The 19,850-nt window shown below is 35.4% G+C and carries 13 protein-coding genes and 2 tRNA genes; 10 read left to right on the top strand and 5 right to left on the bottom strand.

Going from position 1 to position 19,850, the window contains the following annotated elements; translation table 11 throughout:
• Positions 1 to 5 precede the first annotated feature (5 nt).
• The 3 genes from pyk to AC1DVP_RS02855 all read left to right on the top strand — a co-directional run bounded on the left by pyk (position 6) and on the right by AC1DVP_RS02855 (position 5,687).
• Complete coding sequence (pyk, locus tag AC1DVP_RS02865; protein ID WP_477182044.1) at positions 6 to 1,436, top strand: pyruvate kinase; 1,431 nt, start codon at positions 6 to 8, stop codon at positions 1,434 to 1,436.
• Positions 1,437 to 1,535: 99 nt separating this feature from the next.
• Entirely contained in the window at positions 1,536 to 3,182 is a 1,647-nt protein-coding gene (locus tag AC1DVP_RS02860; RefSeq protein ID WP_477182043.1) for a DUF6377 domain-containing protein, read from the top strand.
• Between the two features lie 387 nt (positions 3,183 to 3,569).
• The gene (locus AC1DVP_RS02855; RefSeq protein ID WP_477182042.1) at positions 3,570 to 5,687 is read left to right on the top strand and encodes a glycoside hydrolase family 97 protein; all 2,118 of its coding nucleotides are present in this window, start codon (positions 3,570 to 3,572) and stop codon (positions 5,685 to 5,687) included.
• A 115-nt stretch (positions 5,688 to 5,802) separates the two neighbouring features.
• Here the strand turns inward: AC1DVP_RS02855 and AC1DVP_RS02850 are convergent, their stop codons facing one another.
• From AC1DVP_RS02850 to AC1DVP_RS02830, 5 genes are all read right to left on the bottom strand, one after another.
• A complete protein-coding gene (locus tag AC1DVP_RS02850) occupies positions 5,803 to 7,152 on the bottom strand; it encodes a DUF5689 domain-containing protein (protein WP_477182041.1) in 1,350 nt (449 codons plus the stop codon).
• A gap of 19 nt (positions 7,153 to 7,171) precedes the next feature.
• Positions 7,172 to 10,009, bottom strand: coding sequence for a carboxypeptidase-like regulatory domain-containing protein (locus tag AC1DVP_RS02845; protein ID WP_477182040.1), 2,838 nt, complete (start codon positions 10,007 to 10,009; stop codon positions 7,172 to 7,174).
• A 228-nt stretch (positions 10,010 to 10,237) separates the two neighbouring features.
• Positions 10,238 to 11,452, bottom strand: coding sequence for an MFS transporter (locus AC1DVP_RS02840; RefSeq protein WP_477182039.1), 1,215 nt, complete (start codon positions 11,450 to 11,452; stop codon positions 10,238 to 10,240).
• A gap of 77 nt (positions 11,453 to 11,529) precedes the next feature.
• Positions 11,530 to 12,570 (bottom strand): Gfo/Idh/MocA family protein, encoded by a 1,041-nt coding sequence (locus AC1DVP_RS02835; protein ID WP_477182038.1) that lies wholly within the window; start codon positions 12,568 to 12,570, stop codon positions 11,530 to 11,532.
• 115 nt (positions 12,571 to 12,685) lie between these two features.
• Positions 12,686 to 13,756: an NADH:flavin oxidoreductase/NADH oxidase gene (locus AC1DVP_RS02830; RefSeq protein WP_477182037.1), complete on the bottom strand. Its 1,071-nt coding sequence runs from the start codon at positions 13,754 to 13,756 to the stop codon at positions 12,686 to 12,688.
• A gap of 201 nt (positions 13,757 to 13,957) precedes the next feature.
• Here AC1DVP_RS02830 and rseP point away from each other — a divergent pair, with 201 nt between their 5' ends.
• The 7 genes from rseP (at position 13,958) to AC1DVP_RS02795 (ending at position 19,708) form a co-directional block, all read left to right on the top strand.
• Complete coding sequence (rseP, locus tag AC1DVP_RS02825; protein ID WP_477182036.1) at positions 13,958 to 15,301, top strand: RIP metalloprotease RseP; 1,344 nt, start codon at positions 13,958 to 13,960, stop codon at positions 15,299 to 15,301.
• Between the two features lie 82 nt (positions 15,302 to 15,383).
• Positions 15,384 to 15,457: transfer RNA gene (locus AC1DVP_RS02820), tRNA-Asn, on the top strand.
• A gap of 39 nt (positions 15,458 to 15,496) precedes the next feature.
• A tRNA-Asn gene (locus AC1DVP_RS02815) sits at positions 15,497 to 15,570 on the top strand.
• A 92-nt stretch (positions 15,571 to 15,662) separates the two neighbouring features.
• Complete coding sequence (locus tag AC1DVP_RS02810; RefSeq protein ID WP_477182035.1) at positions 15,663 to 15,803, top strand: hypothetical protein; 141 nt, start codon at positions 15,663 to 15,665, stop codon at positions 15,801 to 15,803.
• Between the two features lie 283 nt (positions 15,804 to 16,086).
• Complete coding sequence (locus AC1DVP_RS02805; protein WP_477182034.1) at positions 16,087 to 17,442, top strand: alpha-amylase family glycosyl hydrolase; 1,356 nt, start codon at positions 16,087 to 16,089, stop codon at positions 17,440 to 17,442.
• A 437-nt stretch (positions 17,443 to 17,879) separates the two neighbouring features.
• Entirely contained in the window at positions 17,880 to 19,316 is a 1,437-nt protein-coding gene (locus AC1DVP_RS02800) for a circularly permuted type 2 ATP-grasp protein (RefSeq protein WP_477182033.1), read from the top strand.
• A 29-nt stretch (positions 19,317 to 19,345) separates the two neighbouring features.
• Positions 19,346 to 19,708, top strand: a complete 363-nt coding sequence (locus tag AC1DVP_RS02795) for a hypothetical protein (protein ID WP_477182032.1) — start codon at positions 19,346 to 19,348, stop codon at positions 19,706 to 19,708.
• Positions 19,709 to 19,850 lie beyond the last annotated feature (142 nt).

The following is a 19,850-nucleotide window of genomic DNA, read 5'->3' as shown; positions in this document are numbered from 1 at the left end:
AAAAAATGCTTACAAACAAAAAAACCAAAATTGTAGCCACACTTGGGCCTGCATGTAGTACACGAGAAGTCATTAAGGATATGATTGAGGCAGGTGTAAATGTATTTAGAGTAAATTTTTCTCATGCTGATTACGAAGATGTTAAAAATAAAATCAACATTATACGCGGTATAAACGAAGAGTTTGGATACACTACTGGAATTCTTGGAGATTTACAAGGCCCTAAACTTCGTGTTGGAGTTATGGAAGACGGAGTTGTTGTTAACGATGGTGATTTAATCACTTTCACAACTGCTGAAGATATCATAGGTACCTCAAAAAAGGTATTCATGAAATATCAAAATTTCCCAAATGATGTTAATCCTGGGGAAAGAATATTACTTGACGATGGAAAATTAATCTTTGAAATTGTTTCAACTGATAAAAAAACTGAGGTTATTGCTCGTGTTATCCAAGGAGGTGAATTGAAATCGAAGAAAGGGGTAAATTTACCAAACACTAAAATTTCATTACCTGCATTGACTGAAAAAGACATAGCTGATGCCATTTTTGCAATAGAACAAAAATTAGACTGGATTGCGCTTTCATTCGTTAAAACTCCTAGAGACTTACAAGATCTGCAAGAATTAATTGCAAAACACTCTGACTATAAAATTCCAATTATAGCCAAAATCGAAATGCCAGAGGCATTAGAAAATATGGACAGAATTGTAGCTTATTGTGATGCATTAATGGTTGCCAGAGGTGACTTAGGTGTTGAATTACCTGCTCACGAAGTGCCTTTAGTTCAAAAAGAACTAATCCACAGAGCTAAAACGGCTAGAATCCCAGTAATTGTAGCTACCCAAATGATGGAGACTATGATTACCAGCTTAACTCCAACTCGTGCTGAAGTAAATGACGTAGCTAACTCAGTTATGGATGGAGCTGATGCAGTAATGCTATCTGGTGAAACCGCAACTGGAAACTACCCAGTACAAGTAATTCAAAAAATGACCCAAATACTTGAAGCAGTTGAAGATTCACCACTTATTCAAGTACCTCAAAACTCTCCACAAGTAAGAACAAACCGTTTTATTACTAAAACAATTTGTCAGCATGCCGCTACAATGGCTAATGTAATCAAAGCTAAAGCAATTTGTACTTTAACAAATAGCGGTTATACAGCATTCCAAATTTCTGCTTGGAGACCATCTGCACATATTTTAGTATTTACTTCAAATAAAAGAATTCTAACCCAACTTAATTTATTATGGGGAGTAAAATCTTTTTATTATGAAAAATCAGTGAGTACGGATGATACTGTTACTGACGTAAATAGTATTGTAAAAGATAAAGGATTTGTGAAAAAAGGAGATTTCTTAATCAACTTGGCCGCTATGCCTATTTCTGAAAAAGGAATGGTAAACACTTTAAGAATTTCTGAAATAGAATAACTTTTAGTCAATTAATATATTAAACCGTCTTGAATTTTTAAAAATTCAAGACGGTTTTTTCGTTTTTTAATTATTTTTACAAAAATAAATCCTAGTTGAATGAATCATTTTTTACTGTTTGTCACTATTTTGCTGTTGCCTTACAGTTCATTAGCGCAAAAAAATTCAGATGCATTATTATCTGAAATAGATCAGACTATTGAAAACAATTCCTCCTATACCCAAAAAAAAGAACGGAAAATCACTCAGCTTAAATCGCATTTAAAAAATACCCTCATTCCAATTTCCAGATACGAAATCACACAAAAACTGTACATCAATTACAATTCTTATCAATCTGACTCAGCTTTGGCCTATGCCAGAAAAAATCTCCAAATTGCAGAAAGTCTTAAAGACTCTGCTAAATTAATTCAAGCAGAAATAAATCTCGTGTCTATAATGGGAACACTAGGCATGTACAAAGAAGGCGTCGATATTCTCAATTCCATTAGCATTTCACCAACTTCTTCTCTAAAAGGTTCTTTTTACGATGTTAGCCGAACAATTTATGGACAAATGGCTGACAATGCCTCTTCACCTCATGAAAAAGAAAAGTATCTTGTGTTTTCAAAAAAATACCGGGACTCCTGTATTGCCTATTACCCAGCCAATTCTGTTTCGTATATTATAGCTAAGGCTGATTGGTGTTTAGACCATAAAAAACCTGATGAAACGCTACAATTATTGCTTCCATATTTTCCAAAAATCTATCACGACGATTCTAATCGGGCGATTATATCTTATATTATTTCACAAGCTTATAAACAAAAAAATGACAGATTACAGGAAAAAAAATGGTTAAGCATTTCTGCCTTATCCGACCTCCAATTATCTAAAAAAGAATATATTTCGCTTCGTTCATTAGCATTTTTGCTTTATGAAGATGGAGACATTGAGCGGGCTTATACCTATATCAAACGTTCACTAGATGACGCTGTTCTGTGCAATGCCCGCTTGAGAACCTATGAAATATCAAAAATGCTTCCTATCATCAGTGAGTCATACCAACAGCAAAATGAAACCAACAAACTCCAATTAGTTGTCTTTTTAATTAGTGCCGCTTTCTTGGTTCTTGTTTTATTAGTGCTTTTATTTTTACTTTTTAAGCAAATGAAAAAATTATCAGTTGCAAAAAAAGAATTGAGTTTGGCTAATGATAAACTTTCTGAATTGAATTCCGAGCTAAATACTTTTAATGAAAAATTAAATCTATCGAATAACACCTTAACAGAAGCCAATTTTTTAAAAGAAATTTATATTGGCCGCTATATGGATCAAAGTTCAGACTATTTAGGGAAACTGGATGAATACCAACGAAAGCTTAATGTATTGGCAACAACGGGAAAAATAAACGATCTTGTGAGTACCGTAAAATCAAAAGAATACATCGAAAATGAATTAAAAGAATTTTATGCCAATTTTGACAAAACCTTTTTACAATTATTTCCAGATTTTATTCATGAGTTTAATGATCTACTCATTCCAAACGAAAAAATTCATCCAAAAGAAGGCGAGCAGCTCAATACTGAATTAAGGATTTTTGCACTCATCCGCTTGGGTATAAAAGACAGTGCCAAAATCGCTGTTTTTCTTCGTTACTCGATTTCGACAATATACAATTACCGTTCCCAACTCAAAAACAAATCGGCTGGTCCTAGAGATGAATTTGAAGAAAAAGTAATGCAGATTGGAACAACCAATAAATAACGCATTCCATTTATCTCAATTCGATACTTTATTTTTGAAGCAGTAACATGTCGAATTACATCAGAAGTCCTATTTTTAAAGAAGTCATTTGAATTAAAACTTCTTATTTTTTAATTTATATCTTTCTAAAGCACCACTTTTTTTAAAAGCTAAAAAATATCAACTTGCTGATTTTTAAGTATTTATTTTGTAATTTTAAAAAACAAATCTACTTTTTACAAAAATTAAAATTTTTCGAACTGTAAAGCATATACTTTTACTTTTTCGAAAATGATATTTTTTAAATAATAAAACACCTCATCATTTGTCAATTTAATCATGACCAATGATTTTAAAATAAATCGATTTCGTAAAACTATTTTGAGATAATAACAAATCTTATTTTATATGAAACAGTTACTTTATACCGCTTTATTTTATTTTATGGCATTGCAGTATGCCAATTCACAGCAGCTAAAATCTCCCAACGGAAATTTCACTATGGAATTTGCATTGCAAAACGACGGAACTCCAAGCTATAGCCTAAACTACAAAAACAAAACAGTTATAAAGCCAAGTAAATTAGGGCTTGAACTTAAAAATGATAAAAAATCCTTACTGAATGATTTTACCCTAATTGACACTAAAACCTCTACTTTCGATGAAACTTGGAAACCAGTTTGGGGAGAAACTGAATCCATCCGCAACCAATACAATGAATTGGCTGTAACACTTAATCAAAAAGAAACCGACAGACAAATCATCATTCGTTTCCGATTGTTTAATGATGGTTTGGGTTTTCGTTATGAATTTCCAACCCAAAAAAACTTGGTGTATTTTGTCATAAAAGAAGAGCGAACACAATTTGTAATGACTGGAGATCATACTGCTTTTTGGATTCCAGGAGATTATGACACACAGGAATATGATTACACCACTTCTAAATTATCTGAAATAAGAGGTCTGACCGAAAAAGCAAAAACCGCCAACTTATCGCAAACTTCTTTTTCCCCAACCGGTGTGCAGACATCCCTCATGCTGAAATCAAATGATAGTTTATACATCAATCTGCACGAGGCTGCATTAATCAATTACTCTTGCATGCACTTGAATCTGGATGATAAAAACATGGTATTTGAATCATGGTTAACTCCAGATGAAAAAGGAGATAAAGGAAATATTCAAGCTCCCTCCCATTCGCCTTGGCGTACTATCATCGTTAGTGATGATGCCAGAGAAATTTTAGCATCAAAAATGACGCTAAATTTAAATGATCCCTGCAAAATAGAAGATACTTCATGGATTAAGCCTGTTAAATATGTTGGTGTTTGGTGGGAAATGATTACTGGAAAAAGCTCATGGTCGTACACCGATGAATTCCCCTCTGTACAATTAGGCATTACTGATTTTTCTAAAGCAAAACCAAATGCAACACATGGCGCAAACAACGCAAATGTGAAAAAATATATTGATTTTGCGTCGGCAAACGGTTTTAATGCCGTATTGGTTGAAGGCTGGAACGAAGGCTGGGAAGACTGGTTTGGCCATTCGAAAGACTACGTTTTTGATTTTGTAACTCCTTATCCTGATTTTGATGTAAAAGGCCTGCACGAATATGCAAAATCCAAAGGCGTAAAAATGATTATGCATCACGAAACATCCGGATCGGTTCGCAACTATGAGCGTCACATGGATAAAGCATATCAATTCATGAAAGACAATGGATACGATGCTGTAAAAAGCGGTTACGTAGGCAGTATCATCTCCAATGGTGATAATCATTACAACCAATTTATGATAAATCACTATCAATACGCAATAGAAAAAGCAGCCGAATATAAAATTATGGTCAATGCGCATGAAGCAGTCCGACCAACTGGTATATGCAGAACGTATCCGAATTTAATTGGCAACGAAGCTGCGAGAGGAACAGAATATCAGGCTTTTGGAGGATCAAAACCAAACCATGTTACACTTTTGCCTTTTACCCGATTAATCGGTGGGCCAATGGATTATACTCCAGGAATTTTCGAAATGGATTTAAGCAAATTTAGTCCTAACAATAAATCACATGTAAACAGCACCATTGCCAATCAACTCGCATTGTATGTAACGCTTTACAGTCCGTTACAAATGGCAGCTGATTTTCCTGAACACTACAATAAATTTCCAGATGCTTTTCAGTTTATCAAAGATGTGGCAATAGATTGGAGCGAAAGCAACTATCTGGAAGCAGAACCTGGTCAATACATTACTGTAGCCCGAAAAGCAAAAGGAACTAACAACTGGTTTATTGGGAATGTTAATGGATATGAACCGCGCACTTCGAACATCAGTTTTACATTTTTAGAGAAAGGAAAAAAATACACTGCGACTATTTATGCCGATGCAAAAGGCGCTGATTATAAAACAAATCCGCAAGCTTATACTGTTCGAAAAATAGAGGTAACCAATAAATCAAAGCTTACGCAACTGAGTGCGGCAGGTGGCGGTTATGCGATAAGCATCATTGAAAACAAAAAATAATGACCTAATTCTAATCCTAACGGATTAAACAAATAAATAACCATTAAGAAATTAAGGTTCATTAAGTTTTTAACCCTTAATTTCTTAATGGTTTAAAATTTTTAAACCATATACGCTATTTATCTCCATAAATCTGTACATCGTCTACTTGAAAGGCACCATCCAAAGCAAGATCTTTTCCTGATCCTGTGTATTTGAAAGCAATATTTATTTTCCCTTTATAGGATGATAAATCCACTCCTCCAGAACCCACAAACTGATACCAAGGCGTAGCTTGTTTAGGCAATACAACCTTGAGCTGTGTCCAAGTTGCTTTGGTTATATTCAAGCCATCAAAATTATTTGAAACATATACTTCTAATGAATTTAAGGAAGAATCAACGTCCAAGTGATGCTGTGCAGTTCTAAAAGTTAGCACTTCATTAGTATGTAAATCCATGTCAATTTTTGGGGAAATCAGCCAAGCCACATTAGATACTACTTTCGTTCCCGTTGTATTAAACTCGGCATAGCCATTACCGGCATACACTGTTCCTATCCAATACTTTGTTCCTTTCTGAACTAAATTTGCCCAGCCTGGAAGATTGAGTTTAGTATTGGTTTCGACACTTTGGAAATTTTCAGAAAAGAACGGGACAGACGCTGTTCCTGTAATCGTTACATCCTTTTCAGACCTCGCTAATAACTGATAATCCGAACCAAATTTGGTTAAAACCCCGCGAACTTTTCCGCTTCCATCAGGCACAATTTTATCAGCAAAATCAGCAAAACTGCTGGTGCGAAACAACACCTGATTCCCTAATTTATCCATTAAACTCCAATTGGTTCCTCCTCCAACATCATTGGATTCTTCATAATAATGCCGTCCGATAGCCTCTTTTGTAAATTGCACCTCCGACAATTCTACCAGTGTATTGATGTTTGAATCCTGCAACAAATCAGGTATTGAAATAGGACGAACCAATAATTCCTCGTCTATCATAGTACAAGAAGCATTCAATACGTTTTTATAATCGTTTGGAGAAATTCTACCTACACCTCCCTCATTATACGTATTGACATAAATCCCTCCAATACGCATTCCTCCAAAATAAGTATCCGTATATTGATTCTTCATTTTGATATAAACCTTATTGCCTAATCTAAAATCAATGTAGGTATTTGAAGCATCTACAGGAACACTAAAACCTGTCGCTGGGATTGTAGCCGTTGCAAATGTTTGAAACGAAATAGTCTTGAAAAAGTTTCCTGCTTCATCACTGGAAACCACATACGCTTCGATAATATCATCATAAGTGTATTGTGTCACAATAGAATTAGTAACGGCTCGAACTTCTTGAACCGTGCGGTTTACTTTCAAATCGGGTTGAGTACAAGAGAGTTTAGGCACATCAAAATCTTCCTTAGAACAACTTCCAAAAATCATTGTAATTCCTAAAAAAACAGTGTAGAACTGCAGCTTCATATTCATTTATTTTTAAAATTTATAAATTGATGTACAGATTCACAAAATACGTTCGCCCATAACCGTAAAAATATTTATTTCCAAAATTGGGAGTTCCACTCGAAACGTCTTGATTGAGCTGTCTAAAATTGGCATTCCTTGCTTGCTCATATCCTCCTGTTTTATACTTCAAGTCCAAAACATTATTTAACGTTGCAAAAAGCCCGATGTTCTTACCTTTCATTTTCCATGATTTTCCTCCCGAAATGTTCAATAAAGTCATAGGATCAAATTCCTCTTGTTTCAATAGCTCTCTTGCTCTTTCCTCTGAAGCTTCAGGGAAATTGAAACCACTGGCTGGGTTTTTATAAAATGTTTCCGTTCTGGAAATAGGCGAAATATCTATAAAACTATTAGCCAAATAATTGATATTGGCACCAATCCACCAATATTTGGGATCTCTATATTCGATTCCTAAAGCATAAGCCTGTTGAGGCATTCCCGCCTGATGGTAATTTTTTAATATTGCCTTTCCAAAATCAAATACTGGATTGGAATTTTCGGCAGTTGCTTGAGCGTCATTGGTTATGGTAACATTCGGATTGCTATCATACGTATATTGACCATACGCTCCCGAAAAACTAGCCATTATCGTTGTGGTTAATTGGTATTGTAAACTGAATTCGGCACCAAAATTCTTCTTATCCAAATGCGTTAATGTTTGGCTTACAAAAGCATCGGTATTGGCATATCCTGCTCCGTCATCAAAAATCCCTTCAGCATAAAAAAATGAAGTTTGGGTAATGTTTTTTATTTGGGCATAAAAAAGTGTAAAACGGGTTTGCCATTTTGGTGTCCGGTAAAAATAACTTGCATCCAAACTGTTTATATTTTCATTTTTTATACCATCAACAACCGAATTGTTCAAACGTGCATTTGGAAAAGTATTTCGGATGGTGGGCGCATTGGAAAGATAAGCTCCGTTAAAATTCAGTTGCTGTTTTCCCGAAATTTTGAAAAGCATACCTCCTTTAAACCCAAAATTTTCAAACTGTACTTTCTCACTTTTTCCAAAAGAATTGGTTGGATAAATTCCGTTTTGATACAAACCCTCCCGCTGATAATTAGTGCTTCTAAAATTTTGTGCCAAATAAAAATCAGCTTTATCATACGTGAATTTAAAGTTGGTGAAAAGATCTAAAGTATTGGCAACATAATTAAAGTTATAACCATAAGTATCTCCTTCCACAACCTGCCTGTCGGGATGATTCAAATCGGATTGTGATTGATCGCCATTATAAAAAACATCGATATCATCAAAATACAAACCTCCTAACAAGTCTGTTAATTGTTGATAATTATGGGATTTTAAATGACTGTAAAAACCTCCAGCTGTCAAGTAAAGGTTGTCGCTTATTTGTGTATTGAAAGTAGAATTTGCCATTATCGTTTGGTCGTCCGTACAATCTTTGTACAAAACATAATTACTTTTAGCTGGAATATATCCTGTTATTTCCCCATTGGCATCCAAAACTGGAGACTGATTAGCATAATACAAAGCGTTCCAATTAATTTGATTATTGGCCAGAAACAACGCTGCGCTTTTTTCTGCATTCTCATAATCAGGAGTGAATTCTCCCGAATACTCGCCATTATCTGATGCATAAAGCGAGCTGTAATAACTTGGCATCTTCCTGTAATAAGTCGGATCGGGACTATTCGCATTTTGGTAATCAATATTGCTGTTGGTGATTTTACCAAATTGATACGTCAAACTTGAATTTAGAGTAGTGTAATCATTGATGGTATAAAAATGATTCAGCATCAGGATGGGCTCTTCAATAGTTTTAATTCTGGCATTTCGTTTTTTGCCATCTTGCCAGCCCCAATAGGAATTGTAGTTGGAGTTTGTTAATTCAGTAACTTCAGCAGTATTTGGTGAATTTTTGGCTCTGGAATTAGGGGTGTAAAATCCGGTAAAATTCAAAGAATGCTGATCATTTATTTTCTTTTCCACACTAATAAAACCGGCAATAGCATTATAATTTGTTCCTTCGAAATAGCCCTCCTCAGTCCAACGTGTTCCTGCCGAAACTATAAATGCCCAGCCATTATTGTTCATTCCTGATGCATAAGTCCCTGTCATTCGCCAAGAATAATTCGTATTAGTCCCCGAAAAGGAAAGTATAGTGCCAGGTCTGTAAATAGAAGCACGAGTATTTATTTGCTGTGTACCCAAAACCCCTCCAAAAGCATAATCTGAAGGAAAAGAACCCACTGTAAATTCCTGATTCCGAACCGCATTATTCAGTCCGCTCCAATCGCCCCATTGCGGACGGCCATCATACAGCTTGTTCATCGTAACGCCATTAATAGTTGTAGTGGCATATTGACTGTCCAATCCTCGGATTCTAAAACGAGCTTGTCCCCAATTGAAAGCTGCTGCTTGCTGAAAAGCATCTCTGGAAGACTGCAAAAGTCCCGAAGTGCTTTCGGAACCGCTGTTGTCATCGCTCAAATCACTATCAAGAAGCGTGATTAAGCCCGTCTGCTGTTCTACCATTTGGTTATCTTCCATTGGAATAATTCCAAAATCAAGCATTTGATCTTTAGCAATTACAATAGAGAGCAGTATATCCTTAAAGCCTTGGCTATGCAACAGCAGCAACTGATTTCCTGCTGCAACAGCATAAAAACTAAAAACACCATCACCAGAGGTGATTTGCATCAGCTGCGTGTTTTCAATCGAAACCACTACATTTTCTAATGGTTTTTGTGTTTTAGAGTCAATAATTTTTCCTTTAATCCCTGTTGGTTTTTGAGCAAAAACAAAAGTTATTTTCCATAAAAAGAGCATTCCTAACAAAAATTTCCGCATACTTATTTTGCAAACTAATGAAATGGATTGTGGTAAACACAACAAATCCAAAGATTAAATTCGTTCAAAAAGGATAAAAAAGTTTTGGAAAAAATAAAAATGTAAAGACCTAAGTCCACTGTGGCATTTTGAATATCAACCGAATAAAAATAGCTGCCGATTGACATCGAAACGCAAAAATAAGAAAAAAACTATTTAAAAAAATAAGATAAATACTTGTTTTTGTGATTATTCGCTAATCACTTTAATTCGCCCTACCATGAAAGCGATGAGAACACCAAAGATTCCAATAAAAGCAAAAGAAAAACGCAAACTTGACAGCTCTGCTATATGTCCAATAACGGGCGGTCCCATCAAAAAACCAAGAAAACTAACGCTTGAGACAGTCGTCAAAGCTTCTCCAGTAGGGATTGTAGGGTGTTTGCCTGCAATACTGTACAAAGTAGGAACCACCGTCGAAACCCCCAATCCAATAATCATAAAAGCAATCATTGAAGGTACTATATAAGGAAAAATGACAGCAGTAAAGAAACCTGATGAAATCATAATTCCGCTGATTTGCATTACTTTTTTTCGTCCATATCTATTGATTAATTTGTCTCCAAAAAAACGGCCGCTTGCCATCATAATCATAAACGAAGTGTATCCTAAAATTATTAAAGCACCGGGAGCTTTGACAATATCTTTAAAGAAAACTCCGCTCCAATCAAACATAATTCCTTCGCTTGCCATACTGCAAAAACCAATAACACCCAGCAAAACTAAAGTCTTATCTGGTTTTCGGAAACCTTTTTTCTTCTCGATTTTAATGGTTTCTTTGGCCTTAATCAAAAATTTAAAATTAAAAGCAATCAGCAAAAATGCGGTGAAAGCAACTATTAAGAAATGAGTATATGTACTGAGCTGCAATGCTAACATTCCCAAACCTACCAATGCACCTGTAAAACCTGCCAAACTCCACATTCCGTGAAACGAAGACATAATGGTTCTTTTAAAAAGCCCTTCGGTATAAACTCCTTGAGTGTTTACAGAAATATTAGTCAGATTGCCAAATATTCCAAAAGTATATAATCCAAGAGCCAATTGCCATGCATTTTGAGCCAGACCTAAATTAGTTAAACTTACCGCATACATCAGGATTGCAAAGGGCAAAATGCGATGGCTTCCAAAACGGGTAACTAATTTACCCGAAAAATACATCATTGTTAACTGACCAACTGGCAAAGCAAAAAGAATAGTTCCTAATTGACCATCACTTAAATTCAGCGCTGATTTTATAGTTGGAATCCGGCTTGCCCAAGTAGCAAAACACAAGCCCATAGCAAAATAAAACATGGAAACCGCCAAGCGAATCCTAAGCAAATAGGATGCTTTGGCATCTCTATAATTTTTCTTGTATTTTCCTTTGGCTTTATACCAGCCTATAAAATTAAAATATTGCAAAATGATCCCTCTTTAAAATGAAATGCAAAAGTACTTAAATGAATTTATTTAATTCAGAACTGCAATTAACTATTAAATTATAAATCAATACTTCTTTTCTGTTCACAGCTTTGAATAGATGCCTCAATAATCTGCATTACATGAGTACCCTCTTGTGCCGTTACAGGCTCAGGCAGACCATTCACAATCGACTGATATACCGCATCAAAAAACCAATAATAATTACCTTGAAGCGTTGGTACTTTTTTCTTGATAATTTCACCATTAATTTCAGTATGCAAAAATCCTTCCAGTTCTTTTGGCTCTGTTCCCCAAGTATCCAAGTTTGGTTTTTTTCCCAGTTTCAATTCATCTTCCTGCACATCACCGCGAGGTTTCAGTAAAGAGCCTTTTTTTCCATGAATAACATACGCAGGATTGGCTTCCCTTACAAAAAAACTGGCTTTTAACCGCACCCTAAAATCAGGATAATACAGCAAAATATCAAACCAATCATCCACCAATGAATTTTCTCTGGTTATTCGAATATCGGCAAAAACACTTTGGGGAAACCCAAATAAATACAAAGCCTGATCAATTATGTGCGGTCCTAAATCTTTTAGAATTCCGGCGCCTGAATTGGCTGTTTCTTTATGTCCTTTTGGACTCAAAATTGGATTGTAGCGGTCAAAATGAAATTCAGCTTCCACTAATTCTCCTAGGACATTACTGGAAACAGCTTGCTGTACAGTTTTTAAATCACTATCCCATCTTCGGTTTTGAAATACTGAAAGTTTTAATCCTTTTTCTTTAGCCAGATTCGTTAATTCCTGAGCTTCGGCAACAGTAGTAGTAAAAGCTTTTTCGACTACGGCATGCTTTCCGGCAAGCAAAACCTGCTTAGCATATTCAAAATGAGTTCCAACTGGCGTATTTACAATTATCAAATCGGCATCGCTTTGAAGCACCTCTTCCAAAGTGGCAAAACTTTTTACATTTGGGTAATCCAATTGAATCAATTGCTTGCTTCTTTCCCAAGAACCAGCCAATTCAAATCCTTCATGAAATTCTAAAAAAGGAGCGTGGAAAACTTTTCCAGACATTCCGTAAGACAATAGTGCGGTTTTTATTTTTTGCATATTTTTTTATTATAGTTTATCCTGCAACGTTTCCGAAACCTTGTAGATATGGTTCTTAAATTTAATACCTACAAGATCAAAAAAAGACCTTGCAGAAAAATGCGTGGATAGTAACTCACCTCATTTTGGCTCTGTCATATTGTTTTGGCCATTGAATATCAACTCCTAATTCCTGCGCAAAAGCCAATCCTAAATTCGGATTCCTCAGCGACTCTCTGGCAAACAAAACTAGATCCGCCTTTCCGCTTGCTACAATAGCTTCGGCTTGCTGCGAAGTGGTAATTAAGCCAACTGCACCTGTCAAAATTCCAGTTTCCTTTTTAATTTTTTCGGCAAAATGAACCTGATAATTTGGTCCCAAAGGGATTTGCTGATGAGACACCAATCCGCCTGAAGAAACATCGATTAAATCGACTCCTTTCTCTTTTAGAACTTTAGAAAGCTGTACCGATTCTTCAACATTCCATCCACCATCTGCCCAATCAGTAGCAGAGATTCTCACCAATAACGGAAACTCTTTAGGCCATTCTGACTGCACTGCTTGGAGCACTTCCAGAAGCAAACGAATTCGGTTTTCGAAAGAACCGCCATATTCATCAGTTCTAACATTAGCTAAAGGCGACAAAAATTGGTGAAATAAATAACCATGCGCCCCGTGAATTTCTATTACTTGATATCCTGCAAGAACCGCTCGGCGTGCTGCCAATTTAAAATCGGAGATTATTTTTTGAATACCCTCTGCGTCTAATGCTGTAGGGGCTGGCTCATTGTCGTGGTAGCCAATGGCACTTGGAGCGACAGTTTCCCACCCGCCTTGGTTTCTGTCTAGCTTTTTGTTTCCATACCAAGGTGAAGAAACACTGGCTTTTCGGCCTGCATGAGCCAATTGTATTCCCGGAATTGAACCCTGACTGATAATAAATTTAGTAATGGACTGCAGTTTTTTGATGTGTTCATCGCTCCACAAACCTAAATCGCTTGGAGAAATTCTTGCTTCGGGTGAAACAGCTGTCGCTTCTTGAATAATCAAACCCGAACCACCCGAAGCGCGGCTGCCAAGATGTACTAAATGCCAGTCATTGGCAAAACCATCTTCCGCCGAATATTGGCACATTGGAGAAACTGTAATTCTATTTTTGAATATGATGCTTTTTATCTGTAGTGGAGAAAATAATTGTGAAGACATAAATACAACGATATTAATGTTTTAAGCCTAAATAGTATTAAAACAGGATTTTTATGTAGTAAAGTTATTGCTCTAACGTGAAAATAAAAATGAAAAATGCATTAATTAACAAACATTTAAAAGGGTACTCAAAAATATAGCGTAATTAATAAAATAGAAAATAGTACTTTTGTCCGTCATTAAAGAACCGAAAATTAAAAAATGGAAATAGTTATCAAGCTTTCTCAATTTTTATTGAGCTTATCATTACTTATTATACTTCACGAATTAGGGCATTTTATCCCTGCAAAATTATTCAAAACCAGAGTCGAGAAATTTTATTTGTTTTTTGATGTTAAGTATTCACTGTTTAAAAAACAAATTGGTGAAACAGTATATGGTATCGGCTGGTTGCCTCTTGGCGGTTACGTAAAAATATCCGGTATGATTGATGAGAGTATGGATAAGGAACAAATGGCTTTGCCTCCTCAGCCATGGGAATTTAGATCCAAACCGGCTTGGCAGCGTTTGATTATTATGCTTGGCGGGGTAACAGTAAATTTCATTCTGGCTTTCATCATATATATAGGTATGGCTTTTGTTTATGGAGATTCCTATATTTCAAATGCTGATATGAAAGATGGCCTTTTGATTGAAAACCAGGCGATGATTAATGCCGGATTCAAATCAGGTGACAAAATCGTTGCAGTTGATGGTGAAAAAATCATACGTTTTGACAAAGAAATCAACTCCAAAGTTATTGTCGCCAAAGAAGTAATTATCGAAAGAAACGGTATCGAACAAACAATTAAAATGCCTAGTGATTTTGTTGATCAATTGTCAAAATTTGAAAAAGAACCATTGTCTACCATAAGAATCCCTTTTGTTATAGGTAATATAGCCGATGAATCGGCTAACCAAAATCTTAAGCCAAAAGACATTCTTTTATCACTAAACGGACAGACCACAAAATACCTGGATCAGGCTAAAGTAATTTTAGAAAACAACAAGAATAAATCAATTTCGGCAGTGATTTTGAGAGATCAAAAACAAATAAATCTAAATCTAAAAGTAAATAAAGAAGGCAAACTTGGCGTTCAACTAGGTGGCTTAGGCCTTGATTCTTTAGAGAAATTAGGCTATTATAAAATTACACATCAAAACTACAGTTTCATAGAATCGATTCCTTTTGGAATTGAAAAAGGAAAAGACCAATTGATTGGATACGGCAAACAATTAAAAATGATTTTCAATCCGGAAACCAAAGCGTACAAACAAGTGGGCGGATTCCATGCCATTTATAATATTTTTCCGAGTTCTTGGAGCTGGGAAGTTTTCTGGAGCATTACGGCAATATTGTCAATTATGCTTGGCGTTATGAACTTATTGCCTATTCCTGCACTCGATGGAGGTCACGTAATGTTTTTATTGTTTGAAATCGTAAGCGGTAAAAAACCAAGCGATAAATTCCTTGAAAATGCCCAAATGGTTGGTTTTGTACTTCTTATCTCACTACTATTGTTTGCAAATGGAAACGATATTTATAAAGCAATTGTAGGCAAATAAAAAAGAATGTTATTTTTGCTTTTTTTGTTTGCTACATTTAAATTTAATTCTATATTTGCACTCGCTAAAAAGAGCAACAACTTCCTCCTTAGCTCAGTTGGTTAGAGCATCTGACTGTTAATCAGAGGGTCCTTGGTTCGAGCCCAAGAGGGGGAGCAAACTTTTTTTAGCAAACATATTTACCTTTAAGGTGATTCCTCCTTAGCTCAGTTGGTTAGAGCATCTGACTGTTAATCAGAGGGTCCTTGGTTCGAGCCCAAGAGGGGGAGCTTAATAAAAAGACTATCAGCAATGATGGTCTTTTTTTGTTTATAAATTTTCGAAATACATTCTATTTATATTTTTTGTAAATTTGTTTACTATGAAAGATATTTCAAATACAAATGAGAGAATACAATTTGCCTTAGAGCAAATGAAAAAAGCTATGCCTGCTGTTAAAAAACAAGTAGCTCTCTATGAAAAAAACGTGGCTTTGGGTAAAATCCAAAAAAACCAACAATAGTCCCACAAGTCGAAAATATCTAAACTCCTTTTGCTTGTTATAGCTAAATCAAATTGAATACTACAAAATTAAGATTGATTTTTCCAAAATCCTCGTATCTTAAAACTCAAAAAAAAGACTGACAGCCAATACATTATGCGTTATTTTTATTTGAAATTGGTTTAATAAATCACTAAATTAGTAGTCAGCTAGTTTAGCGTAGTTTATGGCGAATTGTTCCATTAACGTTATAAATCACTGCAGATCAAAACACAAACTCATTTCAATTATTAATTTTTTCGCTATGAAAAAAAGTCCTATCCCTTTTCTATTTATAGTATTGATTTTTTCTTTGATATGCTGTCAAAACAACAAATTATCAAAAACAGACAACGATCAAATCGACGGTCATCCCGCTTGGATCATGCAAGGCAATATTTATGAGGTAAACGTTCGCCAGTACACACCCGAAGGGACTTTTAACGCTTTTGCTAAACACCTTGACCGATTAAAAGCGATGGGAGTGCAAACGATTTGGTTCATGCCAATTAACCCTATAAGTAAATTGGACAGAAAAGGCACTTTGGGGAGTTATTATGCCGTTTCTAATTATACTGCGGTTAATCCTGAATTTGGCACAATGGATGATTTCAAGAAATTGGTACAATCCATACATGATAAAGGAATGAAAGTATTAATTGATTGGGTGCCAAATCACACTGGCGCTGACCATCGATGGATTACGCAACATCCCGATTTTTTCTTAAAAGACAGCTCCGGCAAACCGGCAGTCGCTTTTGATTGGAACGATACAAGGCAATTAAATTACAAAAATCCGGTATTGCAGGACAGCATGGTTCGTGCGATGAAATACTGGATTGAAGACACTGATATAGACGGATTCCGATGTGATGTTGCCTGGAATGTTCCCGCTTCTTTTTGGCGTAAGTCGATTCCGCAATTAAAAAAAATGAAAAATATCTTTATGCTTGCCGAAGGAGACAGCACTTATCTCCCAAAAAGCGGTTTTGATGCAGTTTATCCTTGGCACATGTTTAAAATGATGGAAAAAGTAGCCAAAGGCGAAAAATCGGCACTGGTCTTAGACAGTATCAATGCCGAAAATGAAACTATATACCCCAAAAATACAATTCAAATGTATTTCACAAGTAATCATGATGAAAACAGCTGGAATCATGCCGATTTCGGGACTTTTCCGGGAGTTATTCACGAACCGTTTGCCGTATTTACCCAAACTATGAAAAACAGTGTTCCTCTAATTTACAGTGGACAGGAAGAACCTGTTTTAAGAGCATTACAATTTTTCGATAAAGATCCCATAACGTTTAAAAACTTTCAAAGGGAAAAATTCTACAAAATTTTGTTGCATTTAAGAAAGAACAACGAAGCGCTTTCCGCCAGCGCCTCCTTCAAAAAAGTACATCTTGGAGACAATAAAGCAGTTTATGCCTATGTAAGGGAAAAGGGAAATAAAAAGGTTTTGGTAATTCTTAATTTTTCCAAAAATAAGCAGACCATATCCATAAAAGACCCAACTTTGACGGGAAAGGCACATAATGTTTTTAAGAAAATTGAAGAAAATTTAAGCTCCAAAGAATGGAAAATGAAGCCTTGGGGCTATGAAGTTTACGAATACTGATTTTAAAAAGATCAACAACAGATTCTGTTAAGAAATACTATTTGAAAAAAGACTATCAGCAATGGTGGTCTTTTTTTTTATTTAGAACTGAACGCAACAAAAATCAACACTTTACACAATTTTATTTATCTCAAAAGCTGTCAAATATAAATCTGTCTTTTTTTTAAAACAAACTTCTTTATAAGCAAACTGCAAAACACTCATTATCTTATACCTGCTTCCTCAAAAAATATTTTTTGAATGCGAATTCTAAAAAAAACACAAACAAAAAAATTAAAATCATTAAAAAAATACAGGTTAAAATACAAAATCATATAAATTAAAAAATAACCATATAAATATCATTTTTACTGACAATAATTTAATAACTTAGACTCAAAACTAGGTAAAATAGACCCTATTGCACAAAATTGTTGATTATTTAATACTAGGGAAACATGATGAAACTGATACCGCAATTAAACCCAAAAGGCTGGGACGAAATGTTCTCCAATGAAGGAGTAAGAAATTCCTATGCTCAAGTGTTAAACTCCTTACAAAGCCTAACTCCTGAAAGTCTAAATGACAAACAGTTGCAAGCTTCAGATTTATTCATGAATCAGGGAATAACTTTTACCGTTTATAGCGATAACAATCAAGGAATTGAACGAATCTTTCCTTTTGACATCATTCCCAGAATCATTACTAGAGCGGAGTGGAGCGAAGTAGAAACCGGTATTAAACAACGGTTAAAAGCGCTGAATCTATTTTTAGAAGATATATATAACGGGCAGCACATTATAAAAGACGGCATAATCCCCGCCTCATTGGTAGCCTCATGCCCTCACTATATACAGGAAGTTCACGGAATAAAAGTACCGCATAATATACATGTGCATATTGCCGGAATCGACTTAATACGCGGTGCCAAAGGAGAATTCTATGTTCTGGAAGACAATCTAAGATGCCCAAGCGGCGTGAGCTATATGCTGGAAAACCGTGAAATCACAAAACGTATTTTTCCGGATATGCTTGCCACCAATAAAGTAAATACCGTAGGGAACTATCCAAATATATTTCACAACATATTGATTTCGCTTTCACCACGGAATGTATCTAAGCCCAATGTGGTTCTGCTTACGCCTGGTGTTTATAATTCGGCATACTATGAGCATACTTTTCTGGCCAGACAAATGGGAATTCCGCTTGTAGAAGGAAGAGATTTAGTGGTTAACAACAATAAAGTCTATATGAAAACCACTTCAGGATTACAGCAAGTGGATGTTATTTACAGACGTCTGGACGATGATTATCTTGATCCGTTGGTTTTTAAACCAGAAAGCACACTGGGAGTTCCAGGACTAATTAGCGCCTATCGTCACGGGAATGTGGCTCTAGTAAACGCAGTAGGAAATGGTGTTGCCGATGACAAAGCAGTCTATGCTTATGTTCCGGATATGATAAAATATTACCTTAACGAAGAACCCATACTTAAAAATGTTCCAACATACCAAATGGAAAACCCAGAAGAGAGAGAACTAGTATTTGCCGACATGGAAAACATGGTAATCAAAGAGACTAATGGAAGCGGCGGATACGGAATGATAATGGGAAATAAAGCAACCCAAGAAGAACTTGAAAACGGGAAAACAGCCATACTGGCCAACCCACGAAATTTCATAGCACAACCTATTATTCAACTAAGCACAGTCCCTTGTTTAATCGATGGCCAATTGAAATTACGCCATGTAGATCTAAGACCTTATGCTTTATGCGGTCCCAATGGAGTAGAAATTGTGCCTGGAGGACTTACTCGAGTCGCACTAACCGAAGGTTCATTGGTCGTAAACTCTTCTCAAGGAGGAGGAAGTAAAGACACTTGGATCATAAAGTAATTTCGTTTTAATTTTTAAAATGAATAAAAATGGAAAAGAATAGAACAAACACAGAAAAAAAAGACAATCCAAGGTTTGCCTTTTTACCAGAGATGGTCATAGAACACCTAAACCATCCTAAACCTAAAGAATATAAAACTGTTCCTAATGATGAAACATCAAATGTAACACTATCGCAAACTATAGTTTTTGATCCTCTTGCAGATCCTTTCGATGGAATAAATATTGAAATAGAACCACGCAAAAAAAAAGCAAAAAAAAGTAAAAAAGCGAAAATAAAATTTACTGAAACGGTAACTGTTCCCAAATTGGAAACCATCACAACCACTACATCAGAAAATAAAATCATACAATTTGTAAAGAAAATCAAATTAAACTTTTTAAATTTTTAAACAACACCCATGAAATTGCCATTAAAAAACAGCAATAAACAAAGGCAATATTTCAATATAAACCATAACCAATAAATTTTATATCTATGAAAACAATTATGACAAGTCAAGTTACAGGCGCGATGTTTTTACTTAACACAGA

The sequence above is a fragment of the Flavobacterium sp. P3_A6 genome, from assembly GCF_056403035.1.
The sequence above is the reverse complement of the archived record's forward strand: the minus strand, read 5'-3'. Positions and strand labels throughout refer to the sequence as shown.